Origin of the sequence: Actinoallomurus iriomotensis (assembly GCF_030269445.1) — a bacterium.
GTDB classification, from domain to species: domain Bacteria; phylum Actinomycetota; class Actinomycetes; order Streptosporangiales; family Streptosporangiaceae; genus Actinoallomurus; species Actinoallomurus iriomotensis.
The window spans coordinates 124972-145960 of record NZ_BSTJ01000016.1 but is presented as its reverse complement, the minus strand read 5'-3'; the positions used below and the strand labels follow the sequence as shown (position 1 = coordinate 145960).

At 73.0% G+C, this 20989-nt stretch carries 22 protein-coding genes; 14 read left to right on the top strand and 8 right to left on the bottom strand.

Annotated features, from left to right (window positions below):
• Position 1: 1 nt before the first annotated feature.
• Positions 2 to 1459, bottom strand: a complete 1458-nt coding sequence (locus QSK37_RS45460; protein ID WP_285634485.1) for an MFS transporter — start codon at positions 1457 to 1459, stop codon at positions 2 to 4.
• A 54-nt stretch (positions 1460 to 1513) separates the two neighbouring features.
• Here QSK37_RS45460 and QSK37_RS45455 point away from each other — a divergent pair, with 54 nt between their 5' ends.
• Complete coding sequence (locus QSK37_RS45455) at positions 1514 to 1705, top strand: hypothetical protein (protein WP_285634481.1); 192 nt, start codon at positions 1514 to 1516, stop codon at positions 1703 to 1705.
• 27 nt (positions 1706 to 1732) lie between these two features.
• Here QSK37_RS45455 and QSK37_RS45450 read toward each other — a convergent pair whose 3' ends face one another.
• From QSK37_RS45450 to QSK37_RS45440, 3 genes are all read right to left on the bottom strand, one after another.
• A complete protein-coding gene (locus QSK37_RS45450) occupies positions 1733 to 5260 on the bottom strand; it encodes an FG-GAP-like repeat-containing protein (RefSeq protein WP_285634478.1) in 3528 nt (1175 codons plus the stop codon).
• Positions 5261 to 5548: 288 nt separating this feature from the next.
• The gene (locus QSK37_RS45445; RefSeq protein WP_285634470.1) at positions 5549 to 5767 is read right to left on the bottom strand and encodes a hypothetical protein; all 219 of its coding nucleotides are present in this window, start codon (positions 5765 to 5767) and stop codon (positions 5549 to 5551) included.
• Positions 5754 to 6002, bottom strand: a complete 249-nt coding sequence (locus tag QSK37_RS45440) for a DUF6400 family protein (RefSeq protein ID WP_285634467.1) — start codon at positions 6000 to 6002, stop codon at positions 5754 to 5756. Before QSK37_RS45440 ends, QSK37_RS45445 begins: the two co-directional genes overlap by 14 nt.
• Positions 6003 to 6234: 232 nt before the next feature.
• On the opposite strand from QSK37_RS45440, the gene QSK37_RS45435 reads away from it, so the two are divergent.
• The 12 genes from QSK37_RS45435 (at position 6235) to hypE (ending at position 14539) form a co-directional block, all read left to right on the top strand.
• Positions 6235 to 7020 carry a hypothetical protein gene (locus QSK37_RS45435; RefSeq protein WP_285634463.1) on the top strand — a complete coding sequence of 262 codons (786 nt, stop codon included), beginning with the start codon at positions 6235 to 6237 and terminating at the stop codon, positions 7018 to 7020.
• A gap of 91 nt (positions 7021 to 7111) precedes the next feature.
• Complete coding sequence (locus QSK37_RS45430; protein WP_285634460.1) at positions 7112 to 7717, top strand: sigma-70 family RNA polymerase sigma factor; 606 nt, start codon at positions 7112 to 7114, stop codon at positions 7715 to 7717.
• Positions 7714 to 8427 carry an anti-sigma factor gene (locus QSK37_RS45425; RefSeq protein ID WP_285634457.1) on the top strand — a complete coding sequence of 238 codons (714 nt, stop codon included), beginning with the start codon at positions 7714 to 7716 and terminating at the stop codon, positions 8425 to 8427. The genes QSK37_RS45430 and QSK37_RS45425 overlap by 4 nt, the downstream gene beginning before the upstream one ends.
• A gap of 157 nt (positions 8428 to 8584) precedes the next feature.
• Positions 8585 to 9184 carry a D-sedoheptulose-7-phosphate isomerase gene (locus tag QSK37_RS45420; RefSeq protein ID WP_285634454.1) on the top strand — a complete coding sequence of 200 codons (600 nt, stop codon included), beginning with the start codon at positions 8585 to 8587 and terminating at the stop codon, positions 9182 to 9184.
• Entirely contained in the window at positions 9181 to 9384 is a 204-nt protein-coding gene (locus QSK37_RS45415) for a HypC/HybG/HupF family hydrogenase formation chaperone (RefSeq protein ID WP_285634452.1), read from the top strand. The genes QSK37_RS45420 and QSK37_RS45415 overlap by 4 nt, the downstream gene beginning before the upstream one ends.
• Positions 9381 to 10040, top strand: a complete 660-nt coding sequence (locus tag QSK37_RS45410; protein ID WP_285634449.1) for a D-sedoheptulose-7-phosphate isomerase — start codon at positions 9381 to 9383, stop codon at positions 10038 to 10040. Before QSK37_RS45415 ends, QSK37_RS45410 begins: the two co-directional genes overlap by 4 nt.
• Positions 10041 to 10194: 154 nt before the next feature.
• Positions 10195 to 11199 (top strand): hypothetical protein, encoded by a 1005-nt coding sequence (locus tag QSK37_RS45405; protein WP_285634446.1) that lies wholly within the window; start codon positions 10195 to 10197, stop codon positions 11197 to 11199.
• Positions 11196 to 11687: a hydrogenase maturation protease gene (locus QSK37_RS45400; RefSeq protein WP_285578460.1), complete on the top strand. Its 492-nt coding sequence runs from the start codon at positions 11196 to 11198 to the stop codon at positions 11685 to 11687. The genes QSK37_RS45405 and QSK37_RS45400 overlap by 4 nt, the downstream gene beginning before the upstream one ends.
• The gene (locus QSK37_RS45395; protein WP_285634443.1) at positions 11680 to 12072 is read left to right on the top strand and encodes a hydrogenase maturation nickel metallochaperone HypA/HybF; all 393 of its coding nucleotides are present in this window, start codon (positions 11680 to 11682) and stop codon (positions 12070 to 12072) included. Before QSK37_RS45400 ends, QSK37_RS45395 begins: the two co-directional genes overlap by 8 nt.
• Positions 12047 to 12292 carry a HypC/HybG/HupF family hydrogenase formation chaperone gene (locus QSK37_RS45390; RefSeq protein ID WP_349497877.1) on the top strand — a complete coding sequence of 82 codons (246 nt, stop codon included), beginning with the start codon at positions 12047 to 12049 and terminating at the stop codon, positions 12290 to 12292. Before QSK37_RS45395 ends, QSK37_RS45390 begins: the two co-directional genes overlap by 26 nt.
• Positions 12292 to 13419: a hydrogenase formation protein HypD gene (hypD, locus tag QSK37_RS45385; RefSeq protein WP_285634441.1), complete on the top strand. Its 1128-nt coding sequence runs from the start codon at positions 12292 to 12294 to the stop codon at positions 13417 to 13419. The genes QSK37_RS45390 and hypD overlap by 1 nt, the downstream gene beginning before the upstream one ends.
• Positions 13412 to 14539, top strand: coding sequence for a hydrogenase expression/formation protein HypE (gene hypE, locus QSK37_RS45380; RefSeq protein ID WP_285634439.1), 1128 nt, complete (start codon positions 13412 to 13414; stop codon positions 14537 to 14539). The genes hypD and hypE overlap by 8 nt, the downstream gene beginning before the upstream one ends.
• A gap of 9 nt (positions 14540 to 14548) precedes the next feature.
• On the opposite strand, the gene QSK37_RS45375 is transcribed toward hypE, so the two are convergent.
• From QSK37_RS45375 to QSK37_RS45365, 3 genes are all read right to left on the bottom strand, one after another.
• On the bottom strand, positions 14549 to 15718 hold the full coding sequence (locus tag QSK37_RS45375) for an MFS transporter (protein WP_285634437.1): 1170 nt from the start codon (positions 15716 to 15718) through the stop codon (positions 14549 to 14551).
• Between the two features lie 178 nt (positions 15719 to 15896).
• Positions 15897 to 18119 (bottom strand): carbamoyltransferase HypF, encoded by a 2223-nt coding sequence (gene hypF / locus QSK37_RS45370; RefSeq protein WP_285634435.1) that lies wholly within the window; start codon positions 18117 to 18119, stop codon positions 15897 to 15899.
• 51 nt (positions 18120 to 18170) lie between these two features.
• Positions 18171 to 18824 carry a C39 family peptidase gene (locus QSK37_RS45365; protein ID WP_285634433.1) on the bottom strand — a complete coding sequence of 218 codons (654 nt, stop codon included), beginning with the start codon at positions 18822 to 18824 and terminating at the stop codon, positions 18171 to 18173.
• Positions 18825 to 18944: 120 nt separating this feature from the next.
• Between QSK37_RS45365 and QSK37_RS45360 the strand changes: the two genes are divergently transcribed.
• On the top strand, positions 18945 to 19913 hold the full coding sequence (locus QSK37_RS45360; RefSeq protein WP_285634431.1) for an ArsR/SmtB family transcription factor: 969 nt from the start codon (positions 18945 to 18947) through the stop codon (positions 19911 to 19913).
• On the opposite strand, the gene QSK37_RS45355 is transcribed toward QSK37_RS45360, so the two are convergent.
• On the bottom strand, positions 19910 to 20959 hold the full coding sequence (locus tag QSK37_RS45355; RefSeq protein WP_285634429.1) for an epoxide hydrolase family protein: 1050 nt from the start codon (positions 20957 to 20959) through the stop codon (positions 19910 to 19912). The two genes, QSK37_RS45360 and QSK37_RS45355, sit on opposite strands and share 4 nt — an antisense overlap.
• Between the last annotated feature and the right edge of the window lie 30 nt (positions 20960 to 20989).

The window sequence follows — 20989 nt, the reverse complement described above, 5'->3', positions numbered from 1 at the left end:
GTCACCGTCGCGCGAGTCCTGCGGCGACCTGGGCCGCGTCGTCGTCGGCGGAGAACCGCTCGGCGGCCCGTGCCGCGGTGGCGCGCGCCCACCGTCCGGTCGTGGCGATGCCCAGCACGAGCACGACGAGGCCGTACGCCGTGACCAGCCACCAGCCGGCGTGACTCGCCGAGGCGAAGCCCGACCGGAACGATCCGTGGATCCCGGAACTCACCAGCGAACCGGCGAGGGCGACGCCGAGAGACTGCCCGACCTGGCGGCTCGTGGAGGCGGTCGCGGCGGCGACGCCCGCCTGGTCACGGGGCATGCCGGACATCGCCGTGTTCGTGATCGGGGCGTTGACCATCGCCATGCCGACACCGAACACGAAGTACGCGGTGATCAGCAGGCCGGTGGGCGTACGGGTGGTCAGGCCGGTGAGCAGCAGGCCGCCGGCGACCAGGCCGACGCCCGCGATGACCAGTGAGGGACGCGGACCCCGGGCGCCGACGAGCCGGCCGGACCTCGGGGCCAGCACCATCGTCATCGCCGCGATGGGCAGGACGTACAGGCCGGCGAAGAACGGGGACAGGCCGCGCACGTCCTGCAGGTACAGGGTGTTGAGGAAGAGGAAACCACCCAGCCCCGCGAACGCGCTGACCGCGATCACCGTCGCGCCGGAGAACGGCGCGCTGCGGAAGAACCGCAGCTCGATCAGCGGATCGGCGCGGCGGGGCTCGTACGCGAGCAGCGCGGCCAGCGCGGCCGCGGACAGCCCGAAGCAGCCGAGGATCTTCCCCGAGGTCCAGCCGGCGCCCGGCCCCTCGATGATTCCGTAGGTCAGCGACGCGAGCATGACGATGACGAGCAGCTGTCCGATCGGGTCGGGCCGGCGCGCCCGGGGCGCCTTGGACTCGGGCACGAAGAGAGCGGTCAGCACGAGAGCGGCCAGCCCGACCGGCACGTTGATCCAGAAGATCGAACGCCAGCCGATCGAGTCGATGAGAGCACCGCCGACGATCGGACCCAGCGCCATGCTGACGCCGCTCACGCCACCCCAGACGCCGATGGCACGGGCGCGTTCGCGCGGCTCGGTGAACGTGTTGGTGATGATCGACATGGCGATCGGGTTGAGCATGGACCCGCCGATGGCCTGCAGCACCCGGAAGGCCACGAGCCAGCCCAGGCTCGGGGCCGTACCGCAGAGCGCCGAGCCCAGGACGAACACGACGAGGCCGGTCTGGAAGGTGCGCCTGCGGCCGATCCGGTCGCCGGTGGAACCGGCCAGCATGAGGAGACTCGCCAGCACCAGCGTGTAGGCGTCGATCGTCCACTGCAGGCCGTTGACGGGCGCGTGGAGATCGTGCTGGAGCGAGGGCAGGGCGACGTTGACGATCGTGTTGTCGAGGCCGACGATGAACAGGCTCAGACAGCAGATCGCCAGGACGAGCGTTCGCCGACGGTGGGCGAGTTCCGGCACCGACCCTCCTGTTAGTTACCGTACCTAACTATTTCAGCATAACCGCTGGCAGGAATGGCGAGCCGACGGGAGGCACGCGCCCCGCGGACAGCCGTCGTCCGGGAGACAAGGTCACCGCGTGAGGACCCGTTCGTCGTGGCCGGCGTCGCCGCCTACACGATCACGACGATCGACCCGGGCCGCGTGCACCCGGCCCTGGCGGCCGTCCTCGGCGTCGACCCCGCCCGGGTGCGTGCCTCCGGCTGACGCGCGGACCCACCGGGCGAGCGTCCGTCAGGGGCTCGTTGCGGGGCTCAGGTTGCCCGCGTCGTCCACGGCCTGGATGGTGATCTTCTGTGCGCCGGCCGGGACGGTCACGGTCTGCGTGCCGCCCGCGTCCACCGTCGCCGCGACCGTCGTCGTGGTCCCGTCGGCGGTGACGCGGTAGGACGTCGCGCGGCCCGTGTATCCGTCGTCGCCCGGCGCGGTGAAGGTGACCGTCGCGCCGCTGCGCCGCAGGTCCTTCGGCAGGCCCGGCGGGCGGCTGTCGGTGCCGTACCGGCCGGTGCGCCACTCGTCGTGGTGGTAGGCCCACGACTCGGCGTCCGGCTTACCGTCGGTCTGCCAGGCGAACAGGTAGCCCTCACGGGTCGTGGTGACCAGGTCCGTCCTCCCGTCCCCGTCCAGGTCGCCCGCCGCCGGCGAGAACAGGGTCCAGCCGCCGGTGAACTTGGGGAAGCCCGCGGCCTGTCCGGAGGAGGTGAAGGCGTGCACGGTCGAGGTGTCGCCGCCGTCGACGACCTCGGCCTTCCCGTCGCCGGTGACGTCGGTGACCAGCGGCGCGCCCAGGAAGTCCAGGCCCGCACGCTCGTGCGGGAAGCCGGCGACCGGCAGCCCGGTGACCGCGTCGTAGCCGCGCTCGAAGTTGCCGATCGGACTGCCGCTGCCCGGGTACAGCAGTGCCGCGATCAGCGATACCGCGCCCGATCCCGACTCGGCGTACCCCAGCCGCCCGGCGGTGCCGAAGCGCCCGAACGTACCGGTCGTGGTGAACGACGCGGGCACGTCGGCGGGCAGCTTGCCGCCCAGCAGCGCGCGGATCACGCTCTCGTCGCCGTTGAGCAGGCCGAGCGCCGGGTTGTTCAGCGGGCCGTACGCGTTCCGCACCTTGCCGTCCCCGCCGACGAGGAAGGTGGCGGCGAACGACGGGCCGGTCGCCACCTCGTCCTTGCCGTCGCCGTCGACGTCGGCCACGGCGGGGCTGCCCGCCGCCTCGGTGATGAACTCCTGTGCGCTGCCGTAGTAGGTGATGATCGACGGGAGCCGCACCGGCCAGCCGCCGACCGTCGAGCCGTCGGCGTGGTAGGCGTACACGTAGTTCGCGCCGAGCGGCTGGATGCCCGCGCCGGGGCTCTCGGAGTGCTGCGAGCGCACCACGATCTCCGGCTTGTGATCGCCGTCGAGGTCGGCCACGGCCGGAGTGGCGTCGAGCTTCGCGTCGTCGATGGCGATGCCGGAGGAGGGCTTCGGCGGGTCGGCGACCTTCACCGGCCAGCCGGGCACCGCGCCGCCGTCCGCGTGCCAGGCGTGGACGTGCCCGTCCCAGCCCGCCTGCACGACCTCCAGGCCGGGCGTGCCGTCCAGGTCGACGAGCACGGGCGAGGCCGTCGCGCCCTGGTGCGGCTGCCGGGTGTACGGCAGCGAGGGCCGCGGGATCGCCGGCTTGCTCACGCCCGTGTCGAGCGTCTTCGGCCAGCCGGGCAGCGCCTTTCCGGACGAGTCGAAGGCATAGGTACGGCCCGTGGTGCTGGTCGCCACGACCTCCTGCCGTCCGTCGTGGAACAGGTCGCCGACCGCGACCGGCGCGACGATCGGCTCGTGGCCGGGGTCGAAGCCGGGGACCCGGACGGGGATCGCGTTCGTGGTGGCGGGCCAGCCGGGCAGCTCCCTGCCGCTCACGCCGTCGATCGCGTGCACCCGGCCGTCGGCGTCGCCGAACACGATCGCCTGGTGGCCGGTGCCCTGAAGGTCGGCCAGCGCCGGCTGGCTCTCCCCGCCGATGCCGAACTTCTGCGGGAAGCCCGCCCGCAGGGTCGCGTCGTGGTGGACCGCGATCGTGCGCCGCTCCTCGCCCATCCGGCCCTGGTCGTCCCAGACGCGCAGGCGGAGGGTGACCGTGTACTGCTCGGTGGCGGACAGCGCCTTGTCGTCGGACATCGTGTAGGCCTTCGTCCAGAACGACCGGGGTAGCCCGGAGAGGTCGAGCGTGCCGACCCTGCCGTCGTAGACGCCGCTGCCGTCGCCCGAGCCGGCCTTGGCGAAGTCGCCTTCGGCCGGGTCGAGGCCGGGGGCGAACCGCAGTTCGTACCGGAAGCTCGACGCCCGCCGTGCCTCCACGTGCCCGGTGACCGGCACGGACGCCGTCGTCTCCGGGTCGTAGAGGGAGTACCAGTCCGGGCTCTCGATCGAGGCGACCGGCGGGATGTCGCCCTTCGCCACCGCGGCCATGGCGGCGTGGACGTTCGGCCGGCCGTACCCGTACTGGCTGTCCCAGCCGGGGCGGCCCGGCCAGCCGAGGCTCGTGTCGGCGACGTCGCTCGCGGTCGCCCGCATCACCTGCACGGCCTCGCCGTTGCTCAGCGGCCAGGCGATCTTCTTCTCCTGCGCCGCCTGCGCCCCGTACGACAGCAGTAGACCGAACAGCCCGCCGGTCGTCGGCGTCGACTCCGACGTCGAGCCGCCCATGGTGGCCACCGAGAACATCGCGTGCGCGCCGAAGGAGGTCAGGTTCGAGCGTTCGCGGTACGTCGTGGTCAGCGTGTTGGCGAGCGCACCGGAGACGCCGTCGGTGTTGGGCACCAGCCCGTTGCCGGGGATGACGTGGGGCCAGAACATGCCGCCCTGGTGGTCGGTCGAGTCGAAGTCGTTGCTGGACTCGACCATGACCACGCCGTCGTTCCAGAGCTTGTCCACGGCGCGGCGCATGGCGGAGGAGTACCCGAGGTCCGCGGTGGTGCTCACGATGACCTTGGCGCCCGCGCGCCCGGCGTACAGCCACGCGGCGGTGAGGTCGTCGGTGCGGTCGAGCGCCTCCTGGCCGGCCCGGATCGGCATGAGCCGGCACTTCGGGCAGATCCCCGCGCCGAGCGTTCCGTTGTCGGTCTGCGCGCCGGCCTTCCTGAGCTGGTCGTTGGCGTGGCCGTACGTACCGTCGAAGGTGGCCGGGTCGTTCTGGTCGTCGTAGAAGTCCCAGCCGGAGATGTCGTCGGTGAAGCCGTTGCCGTCGTCGTCCTTGCCGTCGGAGAACGCGACGATCAGGTCCTCGGGGTCGATGACACCGTTTCCGTTGGCGTCGTGGACCCGGGTGTCGTCCTTGTAGTCGGCGGCGGTGACCGCGCCGTCGCCGTCGCGGTCGTAGGACGACGAGCCCTGTGGCTTGGGCAGCTCACCGGTGTTGAGGTAGACCTTGTTCGCCAGGTCGGCGACGTCCGAGCCGTGCCAGTTGACGCCGGCCTCGACGTAGGCGATCACCGTGTCGGGCGACCCGGTGGTGTAGTCCCGCCAGGCCGTGTCGACCGACATGCCGGACGCGCCCTCGGGGTCCTTCGCGCCCGGCGTGCACCGCGGGATGAAGGAGTACAGGTTGTGCTGCTCGGCGCCCGGTGCCCCTTTCGTGAGGCAGGTAAGGACGCTGCCCTGCTCGGCGGGCGCGTAGTCGGGATCGTTCGGCGGCCCGGCCGGGAAGGCGGCGGCGCCGCCCGGTCCCGCGGAGAGCGTCACCACGAGGACGACGGCGAACACGACGGCCAGGACACGCCTCATCCGACCCACCTCAATCGCGTCTGATCGCGCTGATCACAGTGAGGCAATCGGGGAGTGGCGAATACCCCTTTGACCGCATCAGGACATGAGTAATTCTCGTGTTCGCCGGAACGGGCGCCGTCAGATGTCTCTCCCGTCCACGCCTCCGCGCCCACGGCGGGCGACACCCGCGACGCGGTGAACGCCATCGACGCGGTCGTCGTCGAGTGAGACGGAGCGGCCGTCGACGCGATCGGGCATGCGGCTCACCCTCCGGCGGGCCATCGCGCCGCGCAACCGGTTTCCGCGCTACGCGGCGCCGCCGACGGGCGTCTCGTGCTCCCACAGATGGGTGCAGGACGGGCACTGCAGGTGAAGGACGCGGCCTCGGGCGGCGAGCAGGTAGCGCCAGTGCACCGTACAGGTGCGGCCGGCGCCGCAGTCGTCGCAGGCCTCGTGGTCACGGCACCGCGGGCAGGGGATCCAGGCGCGGCGGCCGATGTCGGCGGCGGGGTCAATCGGCAGCACGGCCCGGCTCCCGTCGCGGCAGCACTCCGGCCGACACCAGCCGGTCGTAGATCTCCCGCTGTTCCGCGTCGAGGCCGGAGTAGAGCAGGTCGTGTGCCGCCTCCTCGTCGCGCAGCGCGGCGGCCGGGTCCCAGTGCGGGCCGAGCGCCGCGACGACCTCGGCGCGGCGGCGGGCCTCCTCGCGTTCGAGATCGACCTCGAAGACCACATGGTTCTGGCGGGGGTCCTGATGCATTTCGACTTCCCGGGGGAGGATGACCGCGTGTCCGGCGTGGACACGGTGATCACGGAGGGTGAGATCGGGGTTGGGGTGCGATGGCTCGTAAATCATGTTATCGCTGATCAGTGGCGTATCGCCAAGAGGTGCGTCACCGTGTGTGATGGGCGCCCGGCGGTCGCGCGCCCACGCGGCGAGAGCGACCGTGACGCCGGGCAATCCGGGCGGCGCGGTGCTCCGAATGGCTCATATGACGTTCCGTACCGAGGACTACACGAGATCGGCCGCGCCGGTGCCGCTCGACGACCTGGACTTCGCCGCGTTCGGCGTCCGGCCGCTCAGCCCCGCCGGGCTGCGATGCCTGCGCTACATGACCGACGTGGAGAACCACACCGTCTGTTACCTGCGCGACCTGCTCGTCACGCCATCGCACGCCGATCCCGAGATCACCGCGTTCCTCACCATGTGGAACTACGAGGAGTACTGGCACGGCGAGGCGCTCGCGGCCGTACTCGCCGCCCATGGCGTCACCGGCGGCGACGACCACATCCGCGCGGTCCGCCGCGCCCTGGGATGGCGGGACCGCGTCGCGCCGATCCGGCAGGCGCTGCTGGCGCAGACGATCGGCGAGGACTTCATCGCGGTCCACATGACCTGGGGTGCGATCAACGAGTGGTCCACTCACGCCGGGTATGCCCGGCTCGTCGAGCGGGAGCGTCATCCCGTGCTGACCGAACTTCTCCGGCGCATCATGCGCCAGGAGACCCGGCACGTCGCGTTCTACGTGAGCCAGGCACGGGCCCGGCTGGAGAGGTCGCGGCGCGCGCAGCGCCTGACGCGGTTCGCCCTGCGCAGGTTCTGGCAGCCGGTGGGATCCACCGTCATGCCGCGGGCCGAGACCCGGCACCTGCTCACGTACCTGCTCGCCGGGCCGGAGGGCGAACGCGCGGCGGCCGGCATCGACGCCCGCGTCGATCGGCTGCCGGGACTGGCCGGCCTCGACCTCGTGCGCCGGGCCACCGCCGAGGCGGCGTGAGCATGCGACGCGGGAGGCCGGCACGGCATGATCGGCCCGGTACGGGCCAGGAGACCTATCGTGGTCACGGCGACGAATCGGGTGTGCGGAGATGAACGATCGGCGGGCGGCGCGGCCGTGGAAGGGCGGATCCGCCCCCGGTACGGGAGGTGCGGCCGGCCTCGCCGATCTGCTGACGGCCGTCGCCCGCGGCGACCGGGAGGCGTTCGAGCGCGTGTACGACGAGGTGTCCGGCCCCGTGTACGGCCTCGCGCTGCGGATCGTGCGCGATCCGGCGCAGTCGGAGGAGGTCGCCCAGGAGGCCCTCGTCGACGTCTGGCGGACCGCCTCCCGGTACGACCCCGGGAGGGGCGGCGCGATGGCGTGGATCATGACGCTCGCCCACCGCCGCGCGGTCGACCGGGTCCGCTCCGCCCAAGCGTCGGCCGAGCGCGAGGAACGGGCCGGGCGCGCCTCGGCCGGGCCCGCGTACGACGTGGTGGCCGAGAACGTCCAGGCCCGGCTGGAGCGTGAGCAGGTACGGCGTTGCCTGTCCACGCTCACCGAGACCCAGCGCGAGTCGGTCACCCTCGCCTACTACGCCGGGTACACCTACCGCGAGGTCGCCGCGCTCCTGAAGGTGCCGCTCGGCACGATCAAGACGCGCATGCGGGACGGGCTCATCCGCCTGCGCGACTGCCTGGGGGTGAATCCATGAGTGAGAACCTGCACACCCTCGCCGCCGCGTACGCCCTCGACGGCCTCACCGACGTCGAACGCCGCCGCTTCGAGACGCACCTCATCGACTGCGACGGCTGCGCCGAGGAGGTGCGTGGAATGCGGGAGACCGCGGCCCGGCTCGGCGCCGCGGCCGCGCAGGAGCCTCCGGAGGGGCTGCGCGACCGGGTGCTGGCCCAGGCCGCGCGCACCCGCCAGGCGCCGCCGCGCGTCCAACGTCCGTCCTCCGTCCGCGCGCGCCGGCTCGGCTGGCTGCTGTCGGCGGCCTGTCTCGCGCTGGCCGTCGTCCTGGGCGTCGCCGCGGTGCGCGAACAGCGCACGCGTGAACGCGTCGACACGCTGAACCGCGAGATCGCGGCGGTGGTGTCCGCGCCCGACGCGCGTACGGTCACCGGCCCGGTCAGGTCCGGCGGCACCGGCACCGTCGTCGCGTCCCGTTCGCTCGGCAAGGCGGTCATCGTCATGTCCGGGTTGCGCTCGCTGCCGCCCACCAGGACGTACGAGCTGTGGCTCATGGGGTCCCGGCCGCCGCGTCCGGCGGGAACGATGCGCCCGCCCACCACGGGCGCCGCCGGCCCGGTGCTGGCGACCGGCCTCGGTGACGTGACCCAGATCGGCCTCACCGTCGAACCGGCCTCGGGATCGCCTCGGCCGACCACGGTACCGATCTTCGCCGTCGCGCTCTCGTAGCGAGGTCGCTTTCCACGATCGTGACCCGAGGCTCGTCGCGGTGGGTGACCGATGGGCGTCTCATGGCCGTCGTGGCGTTGTCCGCCATCGACGCTCCGACGTATCGTCCCGTGAGTCTTCGGTCACAGACCGTCACTCGCGCGGGAGAGGGGCCACGATGCCGCCGACGGAACGGGTCTTCGCCCGGCGCGAGGCTCCCGGGCGTGCGCTGGCGGCTCACGCGGAGGTCATCGCGGAGACCTGTCACGCGATGGCCGGGCGCTTTCACCGGGGCGGCCGGCTGTTCACCTTCGGCAACGGCGGCGCGGCCACCGACGCCCAGCACATCGCGGTGGAGTTCGTCCACCCGGTGATCGTCGGCAAACGCGCGCTGCCCGCGCTGTCGCTGACCGGGGACGTCGCCACGCTGACCGGGGTCGGCGCGGCGGCCGGGTTCGCGGAGGTCTTCGCGCACCAGCTGCGGCACTTCGCCGCGCCCGAGGACATCGCGCTCGGTGTCTCGCCCGACGGCCGGTGCGCCGACGTGCTCGCCGGGCTGCGCGCCGCGCGGGACATGGGGCTGCTGACGGTGGCGCTGCTCGGCGGCGACGGCGGTGACATCGCCGCGTCCGGGGTGGCCGGCCACCGGATCGTCGTGCCCTCCGATGACCCGCGGGTGGTCAAGGAGGTGCACGTCACCGCGTACCACGTGCTGTGGGAACTGGTCCATGTCCTCCTCGAACAGCCCGGCGTGCTCGATCCGGGGGTGATCGCGTGAACCACTGCGAGGGCGACCACTGCGTGACCTGCTCCGACGAGGCCGTCGCGGTGCGCGTGGTCCGGCTGCGCGACGGCGACCTGGCCGACGTCGACGTCGGCGACGGACGCACCGAGGAGGTCAGCGTCGCCCTCGTGGACGCCGACGTCGGCGACGTCGTCCTCGTCCACGCCAAAGAGGCGATCGGCGTGGTCTCATGAGTGAGTACAGGGCGCCTCTTGAGGGGATGCGGGAGCTGTACCCGTTCCTCTACTCCGGCGCGGCCGATCTGGAGTCCGTCATGGCCGACGTGCGCCGGTCCACCGCCGAGAAGGCGGAGGAGATCGTGGCGCTCCGGCGCCGCGTGCTCGCCCTGGACGGCCCGCGGCTGGAGGTCTGCGCCGCGCGGATGGCCGAGGCCTTCCGCGCCGGAGGCCGGCTGTTCACCTTCGGCAACGGCGGCAGCTCCACCGACGCGCAGGACGTCGCGGCGCTCTTCCTCAACCCCGGCGGAGACGCGCGTCCGCTGCCGGCGCTGGCGCTCACCACTGACGTCGCGGTGCTGACCGCGCTGTCCAACGACGTCGGCTTCGACGTCGTGTTCGCCCGCCAGCTCGCGGCGTTCGGCCGGGCAGGGGACATCGCGCTGGGCCTGTCGACGAGCGGCGACTCCGCCAACCTGCTCCGCGCCTTCGAGGAGGCGATGCGCCGGGGGATGCTGACCGTCGGGCTGGCCGGGCACACGGGCGGGCGGATGGCCGAGCTCGACGGCCTCGACCACCTCTTCACGGTGCCCTCCTCGTCGGTGCACCGTGTCCAGGAGGCGCAGACCACCGTCTACCACGCTCTGTGGGAGCTCACCCAGCACGCGCTCTGATCGCCGCCGCGAGGTTCGGTGGTTGTACGCCTCCACCTGGTGGGTAACTGTCAAGGGTGCCCATCGCCGCAGGTCAAAGTCAGGATGGCCCGAGAGGGAGCCGTCCTGGAGGCCGCCACGCACGGTCGGCCGCGCCTCCGGTGGGGGAGGTCCCGTGAGCGACCTGGAGGCCGCCCGCGCCGTCGCCGACGCCGTGCTCTACGACGGCGGCCGGCGCTCCTCGGACGCGGCCGGCCGGCCGCTCGGCCTGCTCGTACCACCGGGCCTCACCACCGCCGAAGAACCGTCGGCCGCACAGACCGAGTGCCTGCTGGACGGGGAGAAAGGGGCGCTGCACGTACGCCCCCGGTTCCTGCACGTACGGACGCGCACCGCCGAGGGCGCCGCGCCGTACGACGAGGCGGCCGAACGTGAGCTCGACCTCGTCTGGCCCCTCGCCGACCTGCTCGCCGGCGAGCAACGGCACGACGAGCGGATCCCCGGCGGCCGCGAGAACGCCGACGGCGTGATCCGTGCCTGGGAGCCGCTCGACGTACGGATCCGTGCCTCCGCCGAGCGCCTGCCCGGCCCGTACGGCGTGGTGCGGCTCCGGCTCCGGCTGGAGAACGTCAGCGGCTGGACCGGCGAGGAGCGGTCCGAGGCGCTGCGGCGTTCGCTCGTCTCGGCGCACGCGCTGCTCGGCCGCACCGGCGGGGTGTTCCTGTCGCTCGCGGATCCGCCGGAGTGGGCGCGGCCGTACGCCGACGGCTGTGCGAACCTCCGCGCCTGGCCGGTGCTGGTCGCGGACGACCTCGTGCTGTCGTCGCCGATCATCCTGCCGGACCGGCCGCGCGTCGCCGCGGAGCGCTCCGGCGCGCCCCCGATGACGCTCACCGACCGGCCCGGCGAGGACGCGCCGGTCGCGCCGGAGACCGACCGGATCACCATCGCCGGGCATGAGGTCGGCAGGGGCAGCAAGGTGCGCCTCACCCCCGGCGGGCGCGCCGACGCGCAGGACATGTTCGTGGCCGGGCGGACCGCGACCGTCGAGGCCGTGCTGTTCGACGTCGACGGCTCGCGGCACCTGGCCGTCACCGTCGACGACGACCCCGGTACGGACCTGCGGCGGGCCCAGGGCCGCTACTGGTACTTCGGCCCCGAGGACGTGGAACCGCTGTGAGGATCCTGGTCGCGGGCGTGGGCAACGTCTTCCTGGGCGACGACGGGTTCGGCGTCGAGGTCGCCCGGACCCTGAGCGAGCGCCTCGGCCGGACTCCGCTGCCCGACGGCGTCGTCGTCGGCGACTTCGGCATCCGCGGCATCCACCTCGCCTACGAGCTGTCCGCCTACGACACGACGATCCTGGTCGACGCCGCACCGCGCGGCGAGGAGCCCGGCACGCTGTACGCCCTGGAGCTGGGGGAGGGCGAGCCAGGGGCCGCCGTCGACGCGCACGGGATGACCCCCGACGTCGTGCTCGGCCTGGTCGGCGCCGTCGGCGGCGAGGCGCGACGGGTCCTGCTCGTCGGCTGCGAGCCCGCGGACGTCGCTCCGGGCATGGAGCTCAGCCCCCCGGTCGCCGCGGCCATCGAACCCGCCGTCCGGCTGGTTCGCGAACTCATCGAGGAGGAGCTCCGTGACCATCAGGCCGGTGACGTGAATGCATGAGATCGGCCTCGCCGAGGCGATCCTGGAAGCGGTGCAGAAACGCGCCGCGGGCCGCCCGGTCGCCCGGGCGAGGATCCGGGCCGGCGCCCTGCTGCGGATCGTCGAACCCTCGATGGACCAGGCGTTCCAGCTGGTCACCGAGGGCACCGTCGCCGAGGGCGCGGCCATCGACATGATCGTGATCCCGGCCCGGCTCACCTGCCGGGCGTGCGGTCACGACGGCAGCACGCTCGACCCGCTGGCGGTCTGCCCCACGTGCGGCGACGGCGACGTGGACGTGACCGGCGGCGACGAACTGGTGCTGGAATCCATCGAGATAGGGGAGTCACCCGATGTGCCTGGGAATCCCGGGGGAGATCGTGGAGATCCTTCCCGATCAGCCTGACCTCGCCAAGGTCGACGTCAGCGGCGTCCGGCGGGCGATCAACATCGGGTTGATCACCGACGACGAGCCGCGGCCGGGCGACTGGATCCTCATCCACGTCGGGTTCGCCCTCTCCAAGATCGACGAGGCCGAGGCCAAGGCGACGCTGGACTTCCTCGAAGGCGTCGGTCAGGCCTACGCCGACGAGATGGAGGCGCTGCGGGAATCGGGGATCGAGTGATGCGTTTCGTCGACGAGTACCGCGACGCGGACCGGGCCCGCGCCCTGGCCGCCGCGATCGCGCGCCTGTGCGACCCGGGCCGGGAGTACAAGTTCATGGAGGTCTGCGGGGGGCACACGCACACGATCTACAAGCACGGCCTGGCGGACCACCTGCCGGAGAACGTCACGCTCGTGCACGGCCCCGGCTGCCCCGTCTGTGTGATCCCGATGGGCCGGGTGGACGACGCGATCCACATCGCCGAGCGGGACGACGTCATCATGACCTCCTTCGGGGACATGATGCGGGTGCCCGGCGGGCGCGGGTCCTTCTTCGACTCCAAGGCGCACGGCGCCGACATCCGGATGGTGTACTCCCCGCTGGACGCGCTGAAGATCGCCCGGCAGAACCCGGACAAGAAGGTCGTCTTCCTGGCGATCGGCTTCGAGACGACCGCGCCGTCCACCGCGATGACCATGCTCCGGGCGAAGGCGGAAGGACTGGGTAACTTCTCGGTCTTCTGCAACCACGTGACGATCATCCCGGCGATCAAGGCGATCCTCGACTCTCCGGACCTGCGCCTCGACGGGTTCATCGGCCCCGGCCACGTCTCGACGGTGATCGGCTGCCGGCCGTACGAGTTCATCGCCCGGGAGTACGGCAAGCCGCTGGTCGTCGCCGGGTTCGAGCCGCTCGACATCCTGCGGTCGATCCACCTGCTGCTCACCCAGCTCGCCGAGGGCCGCTCGGAGGTGGAGAACCAGTACGGCCGCGTCGTGCCGTGGGAGGGCAACCCCCGGGCGCTCAGGGTCATCGCCGAGACGATGGAGCCGCGGCCGTACTTCGAGTGGCGCGGCCTGGGCTTCATCTCCCACTCCGCGCTGCGCGTCCGCGACGCGTACGCCGGGTTCGACGCCGAGCGGATCTTCGACATCCCCGGCGGCCGGGTGGCCGACCCGAAGGCCTGTCAGTGCGGCGAGGTGCTCAAGGGGGTGCTCAAGCCCTGGGAGTGCAAGGTGTTCGGCACCGCGTGCACGCCGGAGACGCCGATCGGCACCTGCATGGTCTCCTCCGAGGGCGCCTGCGCCGCGTACTACAACTTCGGCCGGTTCACCCGCGACCGGGTACGGGAGGCGACCCGTGACTGAGCGTTCCGCGGAGTGGGCGGAGGCGGCCGTGCGCGAGCACGCGCACCTCGGGGCCGCCGACCGCGAGGAGCAGGTGCTCGAACGCATCGAGCGGGCCCGCCGCGGCAGGACGCGGCTGCGTGAGGACGCCATCACCCTCGCGCACGGCTCTGGCGGCAAGGCCACCCACACGCTCATCGAGGCGGTGTTCCTCGACGCGTTCCGCAACCCGCTGCTCGAACCCCTGGACGACGGCGCCCGGTTCGGCGTCGACGGCGCCTCGCTGGTGTTCACCACCGACTCCTACGTCGTGTCGCCGCTGTTCTTCCCCGGCGGCGACATCGGCGACCTGGCCGTCAACGGCACCGTCAACGACCTGGCCGTCTCCGGGGCCGAGCCGCTGCACCTGTCGGCCGGCTTCATCCTGGAGGAGGGCTTCGCGGTCGCCGACCTGCGCCGGGTCGTGGCGTCCATGCGCGCCGCCGCCGAGACCGCGGGGGTGCGGATCGTCACGGGCGACACCAAGGTGGTCCAGCGCGGCAAGGCGGACGGCTGCTACATCAGCACCGCCGGCATCGGCGTGGTCCGGCGCCCGCTCGGCGGAGAGGTACGGCCGGGCGACGCCGTCCTGGTCTCCGGCCCGATCGGCGAGCACGGCGTGACGATCATGCTGGCCCGCGGCGAGCTGGACATCGAGTCCGACCTTGCCTCCGACACCGCGCCCCTGAACGGCCTGGTCACGGCCTTGCTGGACGCCTGCGGCGACGGCGTGCGCCGGATGCGCGACGCGACACGCGGGGGAGTGGCGACGGTCCTGAACGAGGTGGCGGGCGACGCCGGCGTGGCCGTGGTCGTGGACGAGGACGCGATCCCGGTGCGCCCGGACGTGCGCGGCGCCTGCGAACTGCTCGGCATCGACCCGCTGTACGTCGCGTGCGAGGGCCGCATGGTCGCGATCGTGTCCGGCGACTCGGCCGGCGACGCGCTGGCCGCCCTGCGCTCCCACCCGCTGGGCGAGGGAGCCGCGATCGTCGGCCGGATCAAGGCCGACCCGCCGGGGCTCGTCCTGCTCCGGACGGCGTTCGGCGGCACGCGCATCGTCGACCTGCTGGTCGGGGACCCGCTGCCGCGCATCTGCTGACGCCCCGCGTCACCGCCGGTTCCGGCTCGCGGGCACCACGGAGAGCAGGAGCGTGAGGACCCCGACGGCGATGCCCAGGGTGAGGAAGGCGCCGGCGTAGTCGGAGTCACCGATGAACCATCCGAGAGTGACGGCTCCCACTCCGACGCCGCCGTCGTAGGCGACGTTCCAGATCGTGCTCGCCGTGCCGCCGCGTCCCTCGCCGAGGCGTTGGATGCTCAGCACGAACGAATCGTTCTGGCAGGCCCCGAACCCCACGCCCAGGAGCGCGGTCCCGACGATCAGCAGGTCGTGGGCGCCGGTCAGGGCCAGGGCGATGATTCCCAGCGCGGCCGCGCAGCACAGCACCGAGACCGGCACCAGCCGGCCCGCGCCATAGCGATCGCCGAAGGCTCCGGCGCCGAGCCGCGCAGCGACAAGGCCGACCGACGCCGCGAACAACGCCCACGACGCCGTGCCGGCTCCCCGGAGTGCCACCGGCAGGAAGGTCGTCGCCGCCCCGAACGATCCGGCCGTCATCAGGAACAGCGCGATCGGTACCGCGATGTGTCGGATGTCGGCCATCGATCCGAGGTGAAACGTGCCCCGATGCCCGCGCGGCAAGAGCAGGGCCAGTACCGCACCGGCGAGACACACCGCGGCGGAACCCCAGAACACCACCGGGAAGCCCCACTCCCGCGCGACCCAGATGCCTCCGGCGAGTGCCGCGAGGTTGGGCAGAGCGGCGGCCACGCCGTACAGCGACGCCGAAGAGGACAGCCTCCCGTCGGCGGCCAGGTCGGCGACGAGCGTGGCCCCGGCCGTGACCACGAACGCGAAACCGACCCCCCTCACGACCGTGATGGCCGTGATCGGGGCGATGCCGGCGGACAGGACGTACAGCGGTGCCGGCGCCCCGAGCAGCGCCGCGCCGAGCACCACCATCGCGCGCAGCGAGAAGACCTTGAAAAGCCATGGCACGGCCAACTGCGTGGCCACGGTGGCCGCCATCATGACACCGGTCGTCGACCCCACCGCCACACCGGCAGCGCCACCGGTGGCGGACCACAGCGGAACCACCGACAGAAGCGCCGCATAGTTGACGAAGGCGAGAAAGGTCACCGCCAAGAGCACCACGAAAGCCCGCGGCCGCGCGGCCCGGGTCCCCTCGCCGCCCTTAAGGGCGATCTCCGCCGTCATCGTCTCCCCCCTCTCCGCCCCGGGCAGGACCTCGCCAAGGGGCTGGGCCGGTCCCGGCCGCGATCCACCATCATGCCGGGCGGCGTGTTCTGTCCGACAATGGGTTCCGGTGGGGCATTCACGCACACCGGTGCCATGCTCTCCCACGGCCGGCGTGATTCGGCCCGGCCCCGGCCGGTCAGTGGGTGAGCGCGCGGGCGGTGGCGACCGCGGCCTGGCCCAGGCTGATGCCGCCGTCGTTCGGGGGCACGCGGCGGTGGAGCAGCACCTCGAAGCCCTCGGTCTCCAGGCCCGTGACCGTGCGGTCCAGCAGGAGGACGTTCTGGAAGACGCCGCCGGACAGCGCCACCGTCGTCAGGCCGGTGCTCTCCCGCAGGCGTGCGGCGCCGGTCACGACGAGACGGGCGACCGTGTTGTGGAACCGCGCGGCGACGACCGGCACCCCCGCGTCCAGGTCGGCCACGACGGCCGCGACGATGTCGGCGCCCCGCACGGTGAACGGCGCATCGCCGTCGAGCCGGACCGGATAGGCGCCGCGCTCGTCCAGGTCGGCGCGCTGCTCCAGCTCGACGGCGGCCTGCCCCTCGTAGCCGACGCGGTCGCGGACGCCGAGCACGGCGGCGACGGCGTCGAACAGGCGGCCCACGCTCGACGTCGGCGGCGAGCCGACCCCGCGGCGGGCCAGCGCGACGACCCGGTCCCAGCTCGCCGCGTTGCGCCGGGCCACGTCCAGCCCGGCGGGCACGCCGTACGCGGCGGCCATCCGCCACGGCTCGCGGATCGCGGCGGCGCCGCCCGGCAGCGGCACCGGCAGCAGGTGCCCGGCCCGCTCGAACCCGGTCAGGTCGGCGATGAGGAACTCCCCGCCCCACAGCGTGCCGTCCGCGCCGTACCCGGTGCCGTCGAACGCCACGCCGATCACCGGGCCGGCCGACTCGTTGTCCGCCAGGCACGCGGCGACGTGCGCGTGGTGGTGCTGCACGCCGGCCAGCGGCAGGCCGCGATCGAGCGCGTACTTCGTGGACAGGTACTCCGGGTGCAGGTCGTGCGCGACGACGGACGGCGTGATCGCGAAGAGCCGGCGGAAGTGCGCGACGCCCTCCTCGTACGCGCGCAGCGTCTCGTAATTCTCCAGGTCGCCGATGTGGGGGGAGACGAACGCGCGCCCGTCGTGGGCCAGGCAGAAGGTGTTCTTCAGCTGCGCGCCGCAGGCGAGCACCGCGGGACCGCCGGGCGGCAGCGGCACCGGCGCGGGCACGTACCCGCGGGAGCGCCGTACGGGGAGCTCCCGTCCCCGGAAGACGCGGGTCACCGAGTCGTCGGTGCGCACGTGGATCGGCCGGTCGTGGGTCAGGAAGGCGCCGGCGATCGCGCCGAGCCGCGCGAAGGCGTCCTCGTCGCGGTGGGCGATCGGCTCGTCGGAGACGTTGCCGCTCGTCATGACGAGAGGCTCGGCGGCGAGCAGGTGGTGCAGGGGCGTGTAGGGCAGCATGACGCCGATGGACCGGTTGCCCGGCGCGACCGCCCCGGCCAGCGGGGCGCCCGCCCGCCGGTGCAGGAGCACGATCGGGCGCCGCGGGCTCGTCAGGAGAGCCTCCTCGGCGGGATCCACCTCGGCCAGCAGCCGCGCCGCGAGGAGATCCGCGACCATCACGGCGAACGGCTTGTCCGCCCGGTGTTTGCGGGACCGCAGCGCGGCGACCGCGGACTCGTCCCGCGCCGTCGCGGCCAGGTGGTACCCGCCCAGCCCCTTGAGCGCCAGCACGCCGCCGTCCGCCAGGAACGCGCGCGCGGCCTCCACCGGGTCGCCGGGCAGGGCCCGGCCGTCCGCGCCGCGCAGCACGAGCCGCGGCCCGCAGGCGGGACAGCACACGGGCTGCGCGTGGAACCTCCGGTCGGCCGGGTCGTGGTACTCGGCCGCGCACGCGTCGCACATCGCGAACCGGGCCATCGTGGTGTTGGGCCGGTCGTACGGCACGCCGGTGACGATCGTGAAGCGCGGTCCGCAGCCGGTGCAGTTGACGAACGGGTAGCGGTGGCGGCGGTCCGCCGGGTCGCGCAGCTCGCGCAGGCACGCGTCGCAGGTCGCGGAGTCGGCGGCGACCAGGGCGGCGCGCCGCCCGGTCGCGTCGCTGCCGACGATGACGAAGCCGCGCGGCCCGCCGGGCGGGAGCGGCCGGGTGGTGATCCGCTCGACCACGGCCAGCGGAGGCGGCTCGCGCAGCCCGCCGAGGAACCGCTCGACGGCGTCCCGGTCGCCCTCGACCTCGATGAAGACGCCGCGCGCGTCGTTGCCCACGAGACCGGCGAGGCCGAGCCCGGTCGCCAGCCCGTGCACGAACGGCCGGAACCCGACGCCCTGGACGACGCCCTCGACTCTCACCGCGGTACGGATGTGCACGCTCGGTGTTCTTCCCCGCGCGTGCCGTGATGACCATGGCCGGGCGGCGGCTCAGGCGGCGTACGCCTTCAGGCCGATCCACGTGCCGAGGTCGTACGTGCTGATGGTGTAGGTCTTCGGCACGGAGGTCCAGCCGGAGCCGCCGGCGCCCGCGCCCGCCGGATCGGCGATGACCGCGCTGTCCCCGCTGTCGGCGTAGCCGACGACGGCGACGTAGTGGTAGATCGTGCCGCTGGGGTAGCCCGGGGGCCGCCAGCCGCTGACGACGTTGGCGACGATCGCCCAGCCGCGGTCGACGTCGAACACCAGGTCCTGCTTGAGCAGGTCCCGCTGGGCCTGGGTCGGCGGGTCGTTCACCGGCTTGCGCTCGTACCAGGTGGTGTTCAGGAAGTGGTTGAGGGTGGCGACGACGTTGGAGATGTCGTCGGTGCCGTTCGTGGTGGTGCCCAGGCTCGCGGCGAGCGTGTCCTGCGACGGCGGCGTCATCCGGGCGCTCAGCGCGATCTTCGTGGAGGCGGGCCCGCAGTAGTAGTACCGCTCCTGCCCGTACCAGGTGAACGGCAGGGTCTTGGCGGTGGCCGGCCGTACGGTGCCCGGCGTGGCCGGCCCGGTCGGCGTGGCGTCCGCCGCGGACGGCACGCCGAGCAGAACTCCGGCGGACACCCCGGCCAGCGCGACGATCGCGCGAGGAACCGGTCGAATCATGGTCGTCTCCTCGATCCGCTGTGCACGGTGGGAACTTTCACTCACAATGCCCCTGACAGAGGTTGTTTTCCGCACCTTTCAGGCACAGCCAAAACACCGCACGGCGGAGGTGGCGGACCGATGCTGCGGATCTGGTTCGGCAGCGATGATCTGGGGCGGGTACGCGTGGCGCGGCGCCCGCACGCCCTGTGGGAGACCGTGCTCAGCCTGCAGACCCTGCAGGGCCGGCGGCACACGCCGCTCCCCGGCTGGCGGGACGTCGTGCTGGGCCGGCTCGGCGCGCCCCGGGCGTCGGCCGCGCTGAGGACGCTGCGCCCGCTCATCCCGGCCCGCGGGTACTTTCCGGACTTCCTCACTCCCGCCGACGGCGACCTCGACGGCGGCATCGCCGCGGTCCGGAACGCCCCGCCTCGGCGTGCGGCCGCCGAGCTCGAGCTCCTCGCCGGCGGGAGCCGCGCCGAGGACGACGACGCCCACCCGGTGAGCCGGCGGCTCGGGCACGTCGGCGACGCTCTCGCGTACTACCACCAGACCGCCGTCGCCCCGTACATGCCGCGGATGCGCGCGCTGATCGACGCCGACCGTGCGGTACGCGCGCGGGCGCTGCTCGACGACGGCGTCGAGGGACTTCTGCGGACCCTGCGGCCCGCCGTACGCTGGCGGCGGCCGGTGCTGGAGGCCGACTACCCGGTCGACCAGGAGCTGCGGCTGGACGGACGCGGGCTGCTGCTCGTACCGTCCGTGTTCTGCGAGCGCACGCCCGTCAGCCTCCTCGACCCGAGCCTGCCGCCCACTCTCGTCTACCCGATCGGCGACGGCGGCCCGCCCGCGACACCGGCCGGCGACGGCCTCGCCGCCCTGATCGGCGGCACCCGGGGCGAGGTGCTGCGGCGTCTCGACGAGGCGGCGGCGACGACCAGCGAACTGGCCCGCGTCCTGGGCATCTCCACGGCCTCCGCCAGCCAGCACGCCTCGGTACTGCGCCGCTCGGGCCTCGTGGTGAGCCGCCGCGCCGGCAACGCCGTGATCCACCGCATCACCCCGCTCGGCGCCGCCCTGCTGCGCGGCGGCGAGCACGGCGCCCCCTAGAGTGCGCGTCCGCCCAGCCTGACCGCACGGCGTACGTCGCCGGCGTAGGCCTCGGGCTGTTCCCAGGCCGCGAAGTGGCCCCCGGCGGGGTGTTCCACATAGTCGCGGACGTTCAGGAACGCCTCGGCGTAGCTTCGCGGCTCCGGCTTGATGTCGCGCGGAAACACCGAAAGCACGGTCGATGTGTCGATCCGGTCGGGAAGGTCGACCGGTTCGGCATAGGTGGCGAAAGAGGTGCCGATCGTGCCGGTGACCCAGTAGGCCGTGACCCAGGTGAGAAGCTCGTCCGTGGTGAAGGCCGACTCGTCGGACCAGGACTCCAGTTTCTCGACGATCCACGCAGCGAGGCCGGCGGGTGAGTCGCCGAGGGCGACGGCCAGCGTGTTCGGTCGCGTCGACTGCTCCGCGATGTACCCGCCCTCGGTCCGGAACCACTGCGCCGCTCGGCCGAGGTAGGCCGCCGCGTCGGGCGCGAGCCTCGCCGGGTCCGCCGTGAGCGCACGCTGCGGGGCGATGTTCGTGAGGTGCAGGGCGGCGACCCGGTCCGGGTGCTCGGCAGCGAGGAGTTCCGCGACGGTGCCGCCCACGTCGCCGCCGGACACCGTGTACCGCGAGTAACCGAGCTCGTCGAGGGCGTCCGCGACGACGCGGGCGATCCGGTTGACCGACATACCGGGCGTGGTGAGCGGGGCCTCGAATGGGAAGCCGGGCAGCGCGGGAACCACCACGTGCATGTCCGCGAGCAGAGGAAGGACGCGCTCGAATCGCAGCACCGAGTCCGGCCAGCCGTGCAGCAGCACGACGACCGGGGTGCCGGGATCCGCGGACCGCTGGTGGATCACACGCAGCTCGGTGCCGCCCGCCCGCACCGTCACCCAGGGGAACGCGCCGATGCGGCGCTCGTGCACGCCCCAGTCGTACCCGTTCGCCCAGCGTTCGAGCAGTTCGCCGAGGCGGGGGCCGCGGATGCCGCGCGTCTCGTCGTCACTCCACGGGGTCGTGACACGCCGCGTCCGCCGGAGTCGTTCCCGCATCTCCTCGTTCATGTGTATCAGCGTACACATAATGTGTATGCT